14 protein-coding genes and 1 tRNA gene are annotated in these 17,102 nt (G+C 63.4%); 12 read left to right on the top strand and 3 right to left on the bottom strand.

Features of this window, described 5'->3' with window-relative positions:
• Window positions 1-10: 10 nt before the first annotated feature.
• The 3 genes from BMI85_RS19000 to BMI85_RS18990 form a co-directional block, all read right to left on the bottom strand.
• Complete coding sequence (locus BMI85_RS19000) at window positions 11-1,444, bottom strand: NAD(P)-dependent oxidoreductase (protein ID WP_078541530.1); 1,434 nt, start codon at window positions 1,442-1,444, stop codon at window positions 11-13.
• Window positions 1,445-1,662: 218 nt separating this feature from the next.
• On the bottom strand, window positions 1,663-2,460 hold the full coding sequence (locus BMI85_RS18995) for an undecaprenyl-diphosphate phosphatase (protein ID WP_078602391.1): 798 nt from the start codon (window positions 2,458-2,460) through the stop codon (window positions 1,663-1,665).
• Between the two features lie 57 nt (window positions 2,461-2,517).
• Complete coding sequence (locus BMI85_RS18990) at window positions 2,518-3,504, bottom strand: complex I NDUFA9 subunit family protein (RefSeq protein ID WP_078602390.1); 987 nt, start codon at window positions 3,502-3,504, stop codon at window positions 2,518-2,520.
• 160 nt (window positions 3,505-3,664) lie between these two features.
• Here BMI85_RS18990 and BMI85_RS18985 point away from each other — a divergent pair.
• The 12 genes from BMI85_RS18985 to BMI85_RS18930 all read left to right on the top strand — a co-directional run bounded on the left by BMI85_RS18985 (window position 3,665) and on the right by BMI85_RS18930 (window position 17,086).
• Window positions 3,665-3,749 (top strand) — tRNA-Leu (locus BMI85_RS18985).
• Window positions 3,750-4,458: 709 nt separating this feature from the next.
• Window positions 4,459-6,030 (top strand): CoA-transferase, encoded by a 1,572-nt coding sequence (locus BMI85_RS18980; RefSeq protein WP_078602389.1) that lies wholly within the window; start codon window positions 4,459-4,461, stop codon window positions 6,028-6,030.
• Window positions 6,027-6,794, top strand: a complete 768-nt coding sequence (locus tag BMI85_RS18975) for an enoyl-CoA hydratase/isomerase family protein (RefSeq protein ID WP_078602388.1) — start codon at window positions 6,027-6,029, stop codon at window positions 6,792-6,794. The genes BMI85_RS18980 and BMI85_RS18975 overlap by 4 nt, the downstream gene beginning before the upstream one ends.
• A gap of 2 nt (window positions 6,795-6,796) precedes the next feature.
• Window positions 6,797-8,323: an aldehyde dehydrogenase family protein gene (locus tag BMI85_RS18970; protein WP_078602387.1), complete on the top strand. Its 1,527-nt coding sequence runs from the start codon at window positions 6,797-6,799 to the stop codon at window positions 8,321-8,323.
• A 56-nt stretch (window positions 8,324-8,379) separates the two neighbouring features.
• The gene (locus BMI85_RS18965) at window positions 8,380-9,630 is read left to right on the top strand and encodes an ABC transporter substrate-binding protein (protein WP_108722337.1); all 1,251 of its coding nucleotides are present in this window, start codon (window positions 8,380-8,382) and stop codon (window positions 9,628-9,630) included.
• 73 nt (window positions 9,631-9,703) lie between these two features.
• A complete protein-coding gene (locus BMI85_RS18960) occupies window positions 9,704-10,597 on the top strand; it encodes a sugar ABC transporter permease (RefSeq protein ID WP_078522163.1) in 894 nt (297 codons plus the stop codon).
• Window positions 10,597-11,481 (top strand): carbohydrate ABC transporter permease, encoded by an 885-nt coding sequence (locus BMI85_RS18955; RefSeq protein WP_078522164.1) that lies wholly within the window; start codon window positions 10,597-10,599, stop codon window positions 11,479-11,481. Before BMI85_RS18960 ends, BMI85_RS18955 begins: the two co-directional genes overlap by 1 nt.
• Before the next feature lie 5 nt (window positions 11,482-11,486).
• Entirely contained in the window at window positions 11,487-12,599 is a 1,113-nt protein-coding gene (gene ugpC, locus BMI85_RS18950) for a sn-glycerol-3-phosphate ABC transporter ATP-binding protein UgpC (protein ID WP_078602385.1), read from the top strand.
• Window positions 12,596-14,095 carry a GMC family oxidoreductase gene (locus tag BMI85_RS21790; RefSeq protein WP_078602384.1) on the top strand — a complete coding sequence of 500 codons (1,500 nt, stop codon included), beginning with the start codon at window positions 12,596-12,598 and terminating at the stop codon, window positions 14,093-14,095. The genes ugpC and BMI85_RS21790 overlap by 4 nt, the downstream gene beginning before the upstream one ends.
• 43 nt (window positions 14,096-14,138) lie before the next feature.
• Window positions 14,139-15,725 (top strand): GMC family oxidoreductase N-terminal domain-containing protein, encoded by a 1,587-nt coding sequence (locus BMI85_RS18940; protein WP_078602383.1) that lies wholly within the window; start codon window positions 14,139-14,141, stop codon window positions 15,723-15,725.
• 1 nt (window position 15,726) lies between these two features.
• Window positions 15,727-16,059 carry a Dabb family protein gene (locus BMI85_RS18935; RefSeq protein ID WP_143593867.1) on the top strand — a complete coding sequence of 111 codons (333 nt, stop codon included), beginning with the start codon at window positions 15,727-15,729 and terminating at the stop codon, window positions 16,057-16,059.
• A gap of 1 nt (window position 16,060) precedes the next feature.
• Window positions 16,061-17,086 (top strand): LacI family DNA-binding transcriptional regulator, encoded by a 1,026-nt coding sequence (locus BMI85_RS18930; RefSeq protein ID WP_078602382.1) that lies wholly within the window; start codon window positions 16,061-16,063, stop codon window positions 17,084-17,086.
• Window positions 17,087-17,102 lie beyond the last annotated feature (16 nt).

Genomic DNA, 17,102 nt, shown 5'->3' with positions numbered 1-17,102 from the left:
AGGGCGCGGATCACTCCGCCGCCACAGCCGCCACGTTTTCGAGATAGCGCAGGATCGAGCCCGCCGCTTCGCGCCCGTCGCGGATCGCCCAGACGACGAGGCTCGCGCCGCGCACGATGTCGCCGACCGCATAGACGCCCGGGATCGAGGTCGCGTGGGTGCCGAATTCGGCCTTCACGGTGCCCCAACGGGTGGTCTCTAGATCGTCGGCCTCCCAAGCGCCGGGCAGGTCCTCGGGCTCGAAGCCGAGCGCCTTGATCACCAGATCTGCCTCTTCGTCATAGATGCCGCCCTCGATCTTCTCGGGGCTCTGACGACCCGAGGCATCCGGCGCGCCCAGACGCATCTGCTGCACCGAGCAGTTGGTGACCGGGTTGCCCGAGAAGGCCGCGGGGGCGGAGAGCCAGACGAATTCCACGCCCTCTTCCTCGGCATTTTGCACTTCGCGCTGCGAGCCCGGCATGTTCGCGCGGTCACGGCGATAGAGACATTTCACCGACTTGGCGCCCTGACGGATCGCGGTACGCACGCAGTCCATCGCGGTGTCGCCGCCGCCGATGACGATGACGCGCTTGCCTTCCGCGTTCAGCGTGCCGTCTTCGAACTCGGCCACGTCGTCGCCGAAGCTCTTGCGGTTCGAGGCGGTAAGATAGTCGATCGCGCGCACGATGCCAGCCGCATCCGCGCCCTCGTCGGTCAGCTCGCGCGTCTTGTAGACGCCCGTCGCGATCAGCACCGCGTCATGCTTGCCGCGGATCGCGTCGAAGGAGATGTCGGTGCCGACATTGCAGTTCAGCACGAACTCGACGCCGCCATCTTCCAGCTGCTTCACGCGCTGCATGACGATGTCTTTCTCCAGCTTGAAACCGGGGATGCCGTAGGTCATCAGCCCGCCCGCGCGGTCGTAGCGGTCATAGACCGTGACCTGCACGCCAGCGCGCCGCAGCGCGTCGGCGGCCGCCAGACCGCCCGGGCCCGCGCCGATGATGCCGACGCTTTCGGCGCGCTCGGTTGCCGGTTTGATCGGCTTCACCCAACCCATGTCGAAGGCGGTGTCGGTGATGTATTTCTCGACTGCGCCGATGGTGACGGTGCCGTGGCCCGACTGTTCGATCACGCAGTTGCCTTCGCACAGACGGTCCTGCGGGCAGATGCGGCCGCAGATTTCCGGGAAGGTGTTGGTGGCCTGCGACATCTCGTAGGCTTCCTGCAGACGGCCTTCGGCGGTCAGGCGGAGCCAGTCGGGGATGTTGTTATGGAGCGGGCAATGCGTGTGGCAATAGGGCACGCCGCATTGGCTGCAGCGGCTCGCCTGCTCGGCAGCCTTCTCGGCCGCGTATTCGCGATAGATTTCGTTGAAATCATGGGAGCGCACGTTCGCGTCGCGCTTCTGAGGCATCTCTTTCGCCGTCTTGACGAACTTGAGCATCGGTTGCTTGGCCATTGTGGCGCCTCCCTAGAAAACCGGTGGGTGCGCATGACTACACCGCCTGCCACAGCAATAAAAGTAAGCAAGACTGACCTAAATGTGCATTTTTTGCGAGAGGCGCACGAGAAGGCACCTCAAATTCGCCCAAAATAGGTCAGCTTCGTTTACTTTGTCGCTGCTTCGCCCTGATTTTCCTGAGGATGACGCGCCGCCAAAAAGCGATTCGCTCCTGATCAGCCTAGCACACCGAGCGCCGCAAGGCTCAGCAGGAGCCCGCCGAAGATGATCCGGTAGATCGCGAAGATGGTGAAACGGTGCCCCTGAATATAGCCAAGGAGCCATTTCACCGCGACGAAGGCCGTGACGGTCGAGACGACGAAAGCGATGCCGAGCCCGGCCCAATCCTCGTTGCCGCCGGTCCCGTCCTTGAGCTGCTTGAGCAATTCGTAACCGCTCGCCGCGTACATCGTGGGGATGCCGACGAGGAAGGCGAATTCAGTCGCCGCCGCCCGGTTCGAGGTGCCCAGAAGCATCGCCACGAAAATCGTCGTGGCCGAGCGCGAGGTGCCCGGAAAGACCCCGGCCACGATCTGCGCAATCCCGACCGCAATCGCGACGCGCCAGAAGATCTGGCTGTTATCGGCCTGCCGATCCGCGACGCGTTCCGCAAACAGCATCCAGAAACCGCCGATCACCAGCGCCCAGGCGACGGGCTGGATCGTTGTCGGCAACTCGAAGCCCATCTTCTTCACGATCAGGCCCAGAACGGCGGTGATCAGGAAGGCCACGGTCAGCTTCGCGAGATAGTCGCGGTTCTCCGGATTGCGCCAGTTGAACAGCAGCTCCATCAGGCGGCGCCAATAGATCAGCGTCACCGCAAGGATCGCCCCGGCCTGAATGACGATGTTGTAGGTATCCGAGCGCGTGCCTAGCCAATGTTCGGCCAGGATCAAGTGGCCAGTGCTCGAAATCGGAAGAAACTCGGTGATCCCTTCGATCACACCGAGCAGAACGTCGTTCAGATAGCTCAAGAAATACCGCCTAGGTCAGAGAGGCGCCGCAAGCGGCACCGGGGAGGAAGGAGGGGGTTATGTCTTGCGAAGGTTCTTCGCCGAAGCTTTGATGTCGTCATATTGCCCACCGGGGCGGAAGCGCCACAGGTAGCCGGGCATCACCGCTTCCATTGCCATAGGCTGAATTCCGAGATCGGAGAAGCCTTTCGCGCCCTCGGACACGACATTGTCAGCTTGCAGGTTCTTCACCTGATCGCGCGTGAGAATGCGGTTCGTGAACAGGCCGCCGGTGACGGCTTGGCCCAGATCGAAGACGCCGCCGAGGATGCTCGCGATCCAGCGCGGCAGCGACAGCACGAGACGACGACGGTGAATCACCGTCAGCATCTGCTTCATCAGATCGTGGAACGTCTCCACATCCGGCCCGCCGAGTTCATAGGTGCCGGGGGTCACTTTGCCATCCGCCGCCATGACCGCGACCTTCGCGACATCATCGACGAAGACCGGCTGGAATTTCGTGTGACCGCCGGTGATCGGAAGGATCGGGGTGAAGCGCGACATCGAGGCGAATTTGTTGAAGAACCCGTCCTCGTTGCCGAAAATGATCGAGGGGCGCAGGATCACGGCCTGCGGATAGGCATCCAGCACCGCCTTCTCGCCTGCAGCCTTGGTGCGGGCATATTCGCTCTCGCTGTCGGGATTGGCGCCGATGGCCGAGATCTGCACCAGTTTCGGCACATCCATCTCTGCGGCGATACGTGCCACGCGGCCTGCACCTTCGGCTTGCACGGCGCCGAACTTGTTCTTGCCTTCATTGACGAGAATACCGACGCAGTTGATCACCGCATCCGCGCCCTGCATCGCCGCGCGCACGCTGGCATCGTCGCGAATGTTGCAGAAGACCGGCTCGACTTGCCCGACCGCACCGTAGGGTTTGACGAAGAGCGCCTCGTTCGGACGCCGGACCGCAACGCGAATCCGCCAACCGTCCTTTGCCATGCGCTGCGCGATATAGCGCCCGACGAACCCCGAACCGCCGTAGATCGTAACCAGCTTGGACATGGGCAGAGGCCTTTCCTTGCAAGAATTTCGTTCTTTGATTACCGCCTCGCCCCCGCGGGAACAAGGCCAAAGACCCGAAGAGTCGAAGCTTGCGAATTTTTCGTGTCGATCCCCGTTGACAGTCCCAGCGCCGCTATGTATCTCGCGCTCCACGACACCTGCCCAGGTGGCGGAATTGGTAGACGCGCACGGTTCAGGTCCGTGTGCCGCAAGGCGTGGAGGTTCGAGTCCTCTCCTGGGCACCATAAACCAAGCGAAAAGCTCGGAAAACTTCGGTTTTCCGAGCTTTTCTCTGTTTTGGGCCTGTTTTTGCCTCAAAAACTGTCCCGCATGTGAATTTCATGAGGCGGGTTATGAATATCGTTCGTGAGGGTCGACCCTGAGGCACAACGATAAGATTCGGGCGCACCGGTTCCGGTTCAGTGGAGCAAATGCGGAAAGGATTTGGTGGCGCGCCCAGATGAACATTGGCTCGCCATCTCTTCAGCGCGATTACCGGCTCGCCTAAAGTCGCGCAGGCAAGTCCACCGACGCCGCCTGATCCAGCCGATGAAGGCTTGGCCTTCACGGGCCAAGGCGGCCAGTCAACTGTCCGCTATCTGGGGAGCGCGGTTGACCGGTCGCTGTCTTATAGTGCGCGTCGCGCCCATACCCCGAAGTCGCCGGTTTTTGCGCGGCCCAATGGCAGGATTTTATCCCGCCGTTGACAGTTGCTCCTCATCGTCAAGGCTCTGCGCGGGGCGCCGACCTCCTTAGCCCGGCAAGAAGGGGCCTCTTCGCGCGATCGCCTCGTTTCCATGTCCTATTGAATGAATTTGCTCAGCTAAAAACGTTTGACACAAATTTGGAACGTTCCTATAAGTATTTGGAACGTTCCTATTTGCTGAGTCTTTTTGGGGCGCGTCGACTGAAATCTTGTCTGGGGTCGGCAATTTGGATTGGGAGAAGCGAACTATGGGCACGATCGTCAGTGCATCGGAAGCAGTGGGGAAAATCGCGGATGGCGCTATCATCACGGTGTCCTCGTCTTCGGCGTTGGGCTGCCCCGATTCCGTGCTCAAGGCGATCGGCGAGCGCTTCGATCAGGAGCACCATCCGCAGAACCTGACCATGATCCATCCGATCGCCGCGGGGGACATGTACGGTGTGAAGGGCATCGACCATATCGCCAAGGATGGTCTGCTCAGCACGGTTCTGGCCGGGTCCTATCCGTCGGGTTCGTCGAACCTGCCGATGCCGGAAATCTGGAAGATGGTCGTCGAGGATCGGGTGACCGCCTATAACGTGCCCTCCGGCATCCTGTTCGACATGCATCGTGAAGCGGCTGCGCGGCGTCCGGGGGTGATGACCAAGGTCGGTCTGAAAACTTTCGTCGATCCCGAGCGCGAGGGCTGTGCGATGAACGATCGCGCAGCAGGCGCGCCCATCGTGCGCCGGGTGGAGTTCGATGGCGACACCTGGCTCCATTTCCCGAATATCTACCCCGATGTCTGCATCCTGCGCGCGACCACCGCCGATGAGCGCGGCAATCTGACCTATGAGCACGAGGGCGCCTATCTCGGCGGGCTCGAGCAGGCGATTGCGGTGCGCAACAATGGCGGGCTGGTGATCGCGCAGGTGGAGCGCGTCACCGCGGCGGGTTCCCTGCGGCCCCATGACGTCCGCGTGCCGGGGCATCTCGTGGATTACGTCGTCGTGGACGAGGATCAGAAGCAGACCTGCGAGACGCCCTACGATCCGGCGATTTCGGGTCAGGTGATGCGTCCGTGGTCGAGCTTCGAACTGGCGGAGCACGGCATCGAGAAGGTGATCGCACGGCGCGCGGCGATGGAGCTGCGCGGCGGCATGACGGCCAATCTCGGCTTCGGGATTTCTGCGATGGTGCCGCGCATCCTGCTCGAAGAAGGGCACCCCGACGCGGTCACCTGGGCGATCGAACAAGGCGCGGTGGGCGGGATGCCCCTGACCGGCTTCGCCTTCGGTTGCGCATCGAATGCCGATGGCTACGTGCCCTCGCCGCAGCAATTCATCTATTTCCAGGGCGCCGGGTTCGACATGTCCTTCCTGTCCTTCCTCGAAGTCGATGTGGAGGGGAACGTGAATGTCTCCAAGCTCGGCAAGAAACCTTACCTGACCGCTGGCTGCGGCGGTTTCGTCGATATCACCGCCCATGCGCGCAAGATCGTCTTCTCGGGCTGGTTCGAGGCCGGGGCGCAGATGGAGATGGACGCGACCGGCATCCGCGTCCGTGCGCCCGGCAAGTTCACCAAGATGGTCGACCAGGTCGAGCATGTGACCTTCTCCGGGGAGCGTGCGCGCGAGCAGGGGCAGGAGGTGCTCTATATCACCGAGCGCTGCGTGATGCGGCTCGATGACAAAGGGCTCATCGCGACCGAAATCATGCCGGGGATCGATCCCGAGCGGGATATCGTCGGTGCCTCCGAAGGGCGGGTGCGCGTGGCGGAGAATGCCGTCACCATGTCGACGAAGCTTCTCGCCGACGCCCCGATGGGGTGGACGCCATGAGCGATATTCACCTGATCATCGACGGCGCGGTGGCAGAGCTGCGCCTCGACAACCCGGCGAAGATGAACGCCCTCACGGTCGAGATGCTGAGTGCGCTCGAGGCGCATCTCGATCGGATCGAACGAGACGTCGAGATTCGCTGCGTGTTGGTGAGCGCCGAGGGCGACCGGGCCTTCTGCACCGGGGCGGATATCAACGGTTGGGGCGATCTGAGCCCGGCCCAGTTCGCGCGGCATTGGGTCCGCGACGGCCACCGGATCTTCGACCGGCTGGCGCGCCTCTCGAAGCCGACGATTGCGGCGCTGAACGGACACGCCTTCGGGGGCGGTCTCGAACTTGCCGCAGCCTGCGACCTTCGGGTCATGGCACCCGGCGCCAGCCTTGCCCTCCCGGAAGCTGGCGTCGGGATCGTTCCCGGTTGGTCGGGCACGCAGCGGCTGATGCGTCTGCTGCCCGAACCGATGGTGAAGGAGATGGCGCTTTTCGGCCACCGCGTGAAAGCCGAGCGGGCTTTGGCGGTCGGCTTCGTGGCCGCGGTCTCCGACGATCCGCGCGCGGCAGCGCAGACCCTGATCGACCGTGCGCTCGGGCTGTCGCCCCGCGCCGTCGAAATCACGAAATCGATGATCCATGTCGCGGCGGGTGAAGATCGCGGCGCCATGGCTGAGGCGCTCGGAAGTGCCGCCATTTCGGCCAGCGAAGATCGCGCCGAAGGGGTCACGGCTTTCCGCGAGAAACGCAAACCTAATTTTTCGGGACTTTGAACATGACCGAGCTGAACCTGATCTCTGCCGTTGATGCGGCGATCCCCGCAGAGCCCTTCATCTGTCGTCACCTGATCGCAGGCGAGTGGCGCGACAGTGCCTCTGGCGAGACCTACGATCGGATGTCCCCGGCGCATGGCTGCCTCGTGAGCCGCGCGGCGCTGGGCGCCGAAGCCGATGCGGAAGCCGCGATCGTCGCGGCGCGCGAAGCGTTCGACAGTGGCGTCTGGAGCCGGATTTCGGGCAAGGAACGCGCCACGATCCTGCTGCGCGTTGCCGATCTGATCGAGGGCAATGTCGAGCGCATGGCACTGCTGGAGACGCTCGAAAGCGGCAAGCCGATCTCGCAGTCGCGGGCCGAAGTGTCGGGCGCGGCCGATCTGTGGCGCTACGCGGCTTCGTTGGCGCGCACCATGCATGGGGACAGCCACAACACGCTGGGGCCGGACATGCTCGGCGTCGTCGTGAAAGACCCGATCGGCGTCGTGTCGATGATCACGCCGTGGAACTTCCCGTTCTGGATCCTGAGCCAGAAGCTGCCCTTCGCGCTCGCCGCCGGCTGCACCACGGTCATCAAGCCATCCGAGCTGACGCCATCGACGACGGTGATGCTCGGGGAACTGCTGTTCGAGGCGGGGATGCCCGCGGGCGTCGTGAATATAGTTCTGGGCTATGGGCCTGCCGTGGGCGGCCTGATGTCGACGCATGAGGCCGTGGACATGGTGACCTTCACCGGCTCGACCGTGGTCGGCAAGGCGATCTCGGCGGCCGCGTCGAGCACGTTGAAGAAGGTCGCGCTGGAGCTTGGCGGGAAGAACCCGCAAGTCGTGTTCCCCGATGCCGATATTGAGAGCGCAGCCGATGCGATCACCTTCGGCGTCTATTTCAACACCGGGCAATGCTGCAACTCGAGCAGCCGGATCATCGTCCATGAAGATATCGTGGATGAGGTGGTCGAGCGCGTGGTCGCGCTGTCGAAGCGCGTGGCTTTCGGCGATCCGCTCGATCCGCGCACGCAGGTCGGGGCGATCATTTCCGTCCAGCATCAGGGCAAGATCGACGATTACGTTCGCGCGGCCGTCACCGAAGGCGCCGAGATCGCGCTGGGTGGCGGGCCGATGACCGTGCCGGGCCTCGAGGGCCAATTCTATCAACCGACCGTCGTGCGCGGCGTCTCGCCCGAGATGGCGATCGCCCGCGAGGAGGTCTTCGGACCGGTGCTTTCGGTTCTGACCTTCCGCACGATGGACGAAGCGGTAGCGCTAACGAATGATGCAAGCTACGGTTTGTCTGCGGGCGTTTGGAGCGAGAACGTCCACACCTGCCTCGAGTTCTCGACGCGGGCGCAGGCTGGGACCGTCTGGACGAATACCTGGATGGACGGTTTCCCGGAATTGAGCTTCGGTGGGGTCAAGCAGTCCGGTCAAGGGAGAGAGATCGGACGCTACGGCCTCGAGGAGTTCTTCGAGATCAAGACGCTCGTGATGCGCATCGGTCGCACGCGTGAGCCTTGGGTGAGACCCGAATGACCTGACCGGTCGCACGGGAGGAGAAGTGTAACGACAACGCAAGAGGGAGGAAAATCATGCGTAGTTACATCGGACGGACACTGAAAATGGCGAGCGTTCTGGCGCTCGTGGCAGGGTCGGCACAGGCGGAGGATGTGGAGGTTCTTCACTGGTGGACCTCGGGTGGCGAAGCAGCCGCGCTCAACGTCCTCAAGGACGATCTGCAGAAAGAAGGCATCGGCTGGAAGGACATGCCTGTCGCCGGTGGCGGTGGCCAAAGCGCGATGACCGTGCTGCGTGCGCGCGTCACCTCGGGTGATCCGCCGACCGCGGTTCAGATGCTCGGCTTCGACATCTCGGACTGGGCGCAGCAAGGCGCGCTGGCCGATCTCGACAAGGTCGCGGCCGATGGCAACTGGGATGCCGTGGTGCCTGCGGCGCTGCAGAAGTTCTCGAAATATGACGGCCACTGGGTCGCGGTTCCGGTGAACGTGCACTCGACCAACTGGGTCTGGTCGAACAAGAAGATGCTCGCCGATCTCGGGATCGAAGAGCCGAAGACCTGGGACGAGTTCATCGCTGCGATGCAGAAGGTGAAGGATTCCGGGAAGATCGCGCTCGCCGCGGGCGGCCAGCCCTGGCAGGAAGCCACGATGTTCGATGGCGTCGTGCTGTCGGTGGGTGGCCCCGAGTTCTACAAGAAGGCCTTCGTCGATCTCGATCCCGAGGCGCTCGGCGGCCCGCAGATGGTCGAATCCTTCAAGCGCATGGAGCAGCTTCACAGCTTCGTCGACCCGAACTTCTCGGGCCGCGACTGGAACCTCGCGACCGCGATGGTCATCAATGGCGAAGCCGCCTTCCAGATGATGGGCGACTGGGCCAAGGGTGAATTCCTTCGGGCCGGCAAAGAAGCCGAGGTCGATTTCGGCTGCTTCCGCACCCCGGGGACCGCAGGCGATGTGACCTTCAACTCCGACCAGTTCGCGATGTTCAAGGTGGGCGAGGATGCGCAGGCCGCGCAGGATGCCATGGCGAAAGCCGTGATGTCGCCGTCGTTCCAGATCGCCTTCAACACGGTGAAAGGCTCTGTTCCTTCGCGCACGGACGTGTCGGACGAAGAGTTCGACGCTTGCGGCAAGAAGGCGATGGCTCAGCTGAAATCAGCGAGCGAGAACGGCACGCTTCTGGGTTCGATGGCGCATGGCCATGCTGACCCGGCTTCGGTGAAGAACGCGATCTATGACGTGGTGACGGCGAATTTCAACGGCGAATATGACGCCGAGACCGCCGCCAAGGAACTCGTCAAGGCCGTGTCGCTGGCTCAGTAACAGGCCCTCGGGCCGGTCGATCTGACCGGCCCGAACCTCACCCATCCGTCTCATTTCCCCAAAGGAGAGAGCAATGGCCCGTCCGGTCCAGTCAGACTTGCGTACCCGGCTTCAGGAATGGATTCCCAAGATCGTCCTCGCGCCCTCTGTCGCGTCCATGTTGATCTTCGTCTACGGCTTCATCGTGTTCACCGGGTACCTGTCGTTCACAAACAGCCGGATCCTGCCGAGCTTCGACCTTGTCGGCTGGCACAATTACTGGCGGCTTTTCCAATTGCCGACCTGGACGATCGCGGTCCAGAACCTTGCGATCTTCGCCTCGCTCTACATCGCGATCTGTATCGCGATCGGCCTCACCCTCGCGATCTTTTTGGATCAGAAAATCCGCGGCGAGGGGATGTTGCGCCCGATCTTCCTCTATCCGATGGCGCTTTCGTTCATCGTGACGGGCACGGCGTGGAAATGGCTTCTCGATCCGGGCATCGGCATCGAACATACCCTGCATCTCTGGGGATGGGAGAGCTTCCATTTCGGCTGGATCAAGAGCTCGTCCATGGCGATCTACACGGTGGTGATCGCTGCGGTCTGGCAAAGCTCGGGCTTCGTCATGGCGATGTTCCTCGCCGGGCTGCGCGGCATCGACAACGAGATCCTGAAAGCGGCGCAGATGGATGGCGCCTCGAACTGGAACCTCTATCGCCGCATCATCATTCCGCAGCTTCGGCCCGCCTTCCTGTCGGCCTTCGTCATCCTCGCGCACCTCGCGGTCAAATCCTATGACCTCGTCATCGCGCTGACCGGTGGCGGCCCGGGCCGGGCAACCGAACTGCCCGCGACCTTCATGTATTCCTACACTTTCACCCGCAACGAGATGGGCGTGGGCGCAGCGTCGGCGGTTATCATGCTGATGACCATCGCCGCGATCATGATCCCCTATCTCTATGCTGAACTGAAGGAGCCGAAGTAATGTCCGGCGCCGTCGATACCGGGGTCGCGATCCGCACAAATCGCGTGACCCGCACCTTCATCTATCTTTTCCTGCTGCTGTTCGCGCTGTTCTACCTGCTGCCGCTTGCGGTGATGCTGATCAACTCGGTCAAACCTCTGAGCGAGATCACGGGCGGCAACATGATGGCGCTGCCCAATGTCTGGACCTTCGAGCCCTGGCGCGAAGCCTGGTCCTCGGCCCAGATCGGCGTTCAGCCGACCGGCCTGCGCCCCTACTTCATCAACTCGATCCTGATCGTGGTTCCGGCGGTAGCGATCTCGACCATCATGGGCGCGCTCAACGGCTACGTACTGACCAAGTGGCGGTTCCGCGGCGACACGATCCTGTTCGGGATGCTGCTGTTTTCGTGCTTCATTCCGTTCCAGATCGTGCTGATCCCCATGGCGCGGGTGCTTGGCATGATCGGGCTCGCAGGCTCGGTGCCGGGGCTGATCCTCGTCCACGTCGTCTACGGGCTCGGTTTCACGACGCTTTATTTCCGCAACTACTACTCGGCCTTCCCGACCGAGCTGGTGCGCGCGGCGCAGATCGACGGGGCTGGGTTCTTCCGGATCTTCTACCGCATCCTGCTGCCGCTGTCGGGGCCGATCATCGTGGTCACGATCATCTGGCAGTTCACCAATATCTGGAACGACTTCCTGTTCGGGTCGTCCTTCGCCGGGCAGGCCAGCCAGCCGATGACCGTCGCCTTGAACAACCTCGTTCAAAGCTCGACCGGCGTGAAGGCCTACAACGTTCACTTCGCGGGTGCGATCCTTGCGGCGCTGCCCACTCTCATCGTCTACATCGTCTCGGGGCGCTTCTTCGTGCGCGGCCTGATGGCGGGCTCAGTCAAGGGGTAATGCCAATGGGTCTCCTCGATATTTCAAACGTCACCAAGTCCTACGGCGCGGTCGAAGTGCTGCACAGCGTCGACATCTCGGTCGATGAAGGTGAATTCCTCGTGCTGGTCGGCCCGTCCGGCTGCGGCAAGTCCACGCTCTTGAGCATGATCGCGGGGCTGGAAGGGATCACCTCCGGCGAGATTTCGATCAAGGGGCGCACCATGAACGGCGTGCACCCGTCGAAGCGCAACATCGCGATGGTGTTCCAGTCCTACGCGCTCTACCCGAACATGACGGTCGGCCAGAACATCACTTTCGGTCTCGAGATGCATGGCACACCCAAGCCCGAACGCGAGGACGCGATGAACCGGGTGGCGGAGATGCTGCAGATCGACAATCTGCTCTCGCGCAAACCGGGGCAGCTTTCGGGCGGTCAGCGTCAGCGCGTCGCAATGGGCCGTGCTCTGGTGCGTGACCCGGATGTGTTCCTGTTCGACGAGCCGCTGTCGAACCTCGACGCGAAGCTGCGCGTCGATATGCGCACCGAGATCAAAAAGCTGCACCAGAGCCTTGGCACCACGATCGTCTACGTCACCCACGACCAGATCGAGGCGATGACGCTCTCGACCCGGATCGCGGTGATGAACAAGGGCTATGTGCAGCAGCTCGGCACGCCGAAGGAAATCTACGACACGCCCTCGAATGTCTTCGTGGCGACCTTCATGGGCAGCCCCGCGATGAACGTGTTCCCGTCGCGGATCGTGGTGAAGGACGGCGCGCCGCATGCCGCCGTGACGGGCCATGACGGGGTGGAGCAACTGCTTCGCTTCCCGCAAACCAATCTCGCTCAGTGGGACGGGCGCGAAATCCTTCTCGGAATCCGGCCGGAGACGATCACCGATCCGGAGGGGGCCGATCGCAACGCCGCCCATATCGCGTCGCTGCGCAACCATATCGGCGTCACCGAACCCGCAGGGTCGGACACGTTCGTGACGATGACGCTGGGCGGGCGCGACGCTATCGCCCGGATGCGGGCCGATGTGACCGTGCGGGCGGGCGAGGTCTTCGATTTCGCCGTCAACATGGACAAGGCGGTGGCCTTCGATCCCGAAACGGAGGAGCGCATCCAGCCATGAGCGATGCCGACGTCATCATCATCGGCTCGGGCATGGGCGGTGCCACCACGGCGGCGGCATTGGCCCGGACGGGGCGGCGCGTGCTGGTGCTCGAGCGTGGCGAACGCCTGCCCGACACGCCGGACGCGCGCGACCCGGACGCGATCTTCGCGCGCGGTCATTACCGGCCCGAGGAAACCTGGCTCGATGGCGATGACGTGCCGTTCAGCCCCGGCAACTACTACAATGTCGGCGGCAACTCGAAATTCTACGGCGCCGTTCTGATGCGCTACCGCAAGGCGGATTTCTCGCCGGTTGTGCATCAGGGCGGGACCACGCCGGGCTGGCCGATCGCCTATGACGAGATCGAGCCGTTCTACCAGAGGGCCGAGGCGCTCTATCAGGTGCGCGGTCAGCTTGGAGAGGACCCGACGGAGCCGCGCCATTCCGGCCTCTACTCCCATGCGCCGGTCCCGGACGAGCCCGATATCGTGGCGCTCCGTCGGCGGCTGAAATCGGTTGGGCTGCACCCTTCTTCCCTGCCGCTCGGGGTCGATATCGACCGCTGGCTCGCGCATGGGCGGACGCCTTGGGATGCGTTCCCCGATACCTGCGGCGGCAAGATGGATGCCGAAAGTGTCGGTCTGGCGACGGCGCTGAAATCCCCGAATGTGGAGCTGATGACGGGCGCGCGGGCGCGGCGTCTGATCGTCGATGCCGAGAACCGCATCAGTGGGGTCGAGATCGAGAAAGACGGGCAGACGCAGACACTCACGGCGTCGGTCGTCGTGCTCTCCGCCGGTGCGGTGCAAAGCGCGGCCCTTCTGCTGGCCTCTGCGAATGAGCGTCATCCGACCGGGCTGGCGAACGGCTCCGATCAGGTCGGGCGCAATTTCATGAACCACAATTGCTCGGCCGTTCTGGCGCTGCACCCGCTGCGCCGGAACCGGGCGATTTACCAGAAGACACTCGCGATCAACGATTTCTACCTGTCGGGCGGGGCGAACGGTGCGCCGCTGGGCAATATCCAGCTGCTCGGCAAAATCTCCGGTCCGATCCTCGCCTCGGCCTCGCCGCTGCCGCGACCGGTGGCAAGCTGGATCGCCAACCGTTCGGTCGATCTCTACGCGATGTCCGAGGACCTTCCCAATCCCGAGAGTCGCGTGACGCTGAAGGACGGCACGATCCGGCTCGACTGGAAGCGCTCCAACTGGGAGGCACATCTCGAACTCGTCGCCATGCTGCGCAGAAAGCTGCGCGCTGCGGGCTATCCGATTGTGCTCGCGCGGCCCTTCGACCGGCAGACCCCGTCGCATCAATGCGGGACGGCGCGGATGGGCAACGATCCGGCGTCGAGTGTCGTCGATACGTTCTGCCGCAGCCATGACCACCCGAACCTGTTCATCGCCGATGCGTCCGTCCTGCCGACCTCGGCTGCCGTGAACCCCGCCCTTACCGTCGCGGCGCTCGCCCTGCGCGCAGCCGAGCATATCGCACAGACAGAGCTTGCCGCCTGAGCCACCCGGGCTGCGGCGAGAGACTTGGCCAAAGGAGGCCAGCATGAAGACGACTTACGATTTCATCATTATCGGCGGTGGTTCGGCGGGCTCGGTGCTGGCCGGGCGTCTCTCCGAGGACCCGTCGGCTGACGTGTTGCTGCTCGAGGCGGGCGGCAGCGATCGCCACCCGTTCTATCATCTGCCCGCGGGCTTCGCGAAGATGACCAAGGGCATCGGCAGCTGGGGTTGGGACACGGTTCCGCAGCGCCACATGCAGAACAAGGTCTTTCGCTACACGCAGGCCAAGGTGATCGGGGGCGGCTCCGCGATCAACGCGCAGGTCTATACCCGTGGCAATGCGCGCGATTACGACGAATGGCGTCAGATGGGATGCACCGGCTGGGGCTATGAGGACGTGCTGCCCTATTTCCGCAAGGCCGAGGATAACGCGAGCCTCGAGAACCGGTATCACGGCAAGGGCGGCCCGCTCGGCGTGAGCGATCCGCGTGCGCCCCTGCCGGTCTGCGAGGCCTATTTCGAAGCGGCCGCCGAGCTTGGCATTCCGCGAAATTACGACGTGAACGGCGAGAAGCAGGACGGGGTCGCCTATTACCAGCTGACTCAGCGAAATGTGCGCCGCTCCTCGGCCGCGATGGCCTATGTCGCGCCCAATCGTCACCGCGAGAACCTCACGGTGAAGCTGGGTGCGCAGGTGCGCCGGATCGTGGTCGAGAATGGCCGCGCGACCGGGGTCGAGCTTGTCGATGGAACGCAGCTTCGGGCGGAAAGCGAAGTGCTGCTCTGTTCGGGGGCGATCGGCTCGCCGAGGCTCTTGCAGCTGTCGGGGATCGGACCGGCGGATGAGCTGGCCTCGCTCGGGATCGATGTCGTCTTCGACCAGCCGGAGGTGGGGTCCAATCTGCAGGATCACCTCGACCTTTATTGCATCAGCGAACTCTCGGGCCCCTATAGCTACGACCGCTATGCGAAACCGCATTGGGCGGCGTTGGCGGGGCTGCAATATCTGTTCGGACGCAAGGGGCCGGTGGCGTCGTCTTTGTTCGAAACCGGCGGTTTCTGGTATGCCGATCCCGAGGCGCGGTCCCCGGATCTGCAGTTCCATCTCGGGCTCGGGACCGGCATCGAACACGGCGTCGTCTCGATGCCGCAGGGCGGTATCACGCTCAATTCCTGCTATCTGCGCCCGCGCTCGCGCGGCAGCGTCCGCCTGCAAAGCGACGATCCGGCGAAGGCGCCGCTGATCGATCCGAACTACCTGCAGGATCCGCTCGATCGCGAAATGTCGATCCGGGGGCTGAAGCTGACGCAGGAAATCCTGTCGCAATCGCCTCTGCGCAAATATATCCTCGCCGAGCGCCTTCCGGGGCCTGACGTCCGAACCGATGAGGATTACTTCGATTTCATCTGCACCCATTCGAAGACGTCGCATCACTGCGCGGGGACATGTCGCATGGGCGCCGATCCGGGAGCTGTCGTAGACCCGACATTGCGGTTCAACGGGATCGAGGGGCTGCGCGTCGTCGATAACTCGATCATGCCGCGCGTGATCTCGTCCAACACCAACGCCGCGGCGATCATGATCGGCGAGAAAGCCGCCGATATGATCCGCGCGTCACATGGAGGCTGACATGACAGTGCGCCACATTGTTCTCGTCAAATTCAAACCCGAGCTGAGCGAGGAAGAGATCGCGCCGCTCTGGCAGGAGCTGCATGCGATCGAGGGCAAGGTGGACGGGCTTGGCGCGATCTGCGCGGGCCGCTCCGAGAGCCCCGAGAAGATCGAGCGCGGCTACATGCACGGCTTCACGGTCGATTTCCGCGACTGGGAGGCGCTCGCCGCCTATCAGGAACATCCCGATCATCGGGCGCTCGGGGCGAAGCTCGTGGCCAACGCGCAAGGCGGGATCGACGGCATCCTCGTCTTCGACCTTGAGATCGCGGCTCAGCCGCAGGGGGCGTGACATGGCGCCGAGCGACCGCAGACCGACGATCATCGACGTGGCCCGCAAGGCCGGGGTCTCGAAATCGACCGTCAGCCTCGTGATCCAGAACAGCCCCTTGGTGAAGCAGAAAACGCGCGAACAAGTGCAGGCTGCGATGACCGAGATCGGCTATGTCTATAACCGGGCGGCGGCCAATCTGCGCAGTGCCGGGGCCGGGCTCGTCGGTCTCGTGATCAACGACCTTCGCAACCCGTTCTTCACCGAATTCGCGACATCCGTTCAAATGGCGCTGTCGAGCCGTGGCTATGCGGCCGTCGTGGCCAATACCGACGAAGACCCGCAGCTGCAGGCGCAGGTGGTCGAGGCGATGATCGAGCACGGAGTCTCCGCGATGATCCTGTCGCCCGCCTATGGCGACGAGGCGCTGAGCTTCGAGGCGCTCCAGCGGGCGGGCATTCCGGCGATGCAGGTGCTGCGCAAAGTCGAGATGCGGACCGAGCTTTTCCCCTTCGCCGCGCCGGATTATCCGAACGGGACGCGCATCGCGACCGAGCATCTCCTCGAACAAGGCGCGAAGCGGATCGCTTTCGTGGGCGGTCTGGAAGGCCGGGCTGTCACGCAGGAACGCATGGCGGGCTATCTGAGTGCGATCGAGATGGCCGGGCTCGAGCCTCATGTTCTGACCGGCAGTGCGAGCCGCGCCTTCGGCAGGGAGGCGGCGCACGCGTTGGCAAAGGATCATCCGGAGGTGGATGGCGCGGTCTGCTTCAACGATCAGGTCGCGCTTGGGATGATTTCGGGCTGCGCCGAGATCGGGCGCAATGTCGGGCGCGACCTGCGCATCGTGGGCTTCGATGACATTGAAGAGGCGGCCCATTCCTGGCCCCCGCTCAGCTCGGTGCGCTGCGATATTGACGGCTTCGGGAAGCTTGTCGCCGAAACGATCCTGGCCTGGCTCGAGAATGACAAGGTACCGGCGCCGGAAATCCGCACGCCGGTCTCGCTGGCCATACGTGGATCGAGTGGCGAGACACCCGCGGGCTGAGACGACAGGGAGACGG

This window comes from Thioclava sp. DLFJ4-1 (genome assembly GCF_002020145.1).
Lineage (GTDB): Bacteria > Pseudomonadota > Alphaproteobacteria > Rhodobacterales > Rhodobacteraceae > Thioclava > Thioclava sediminum.
This window is presented reverse-complemented; position numbering and strand designations above follow the sequence as displayed.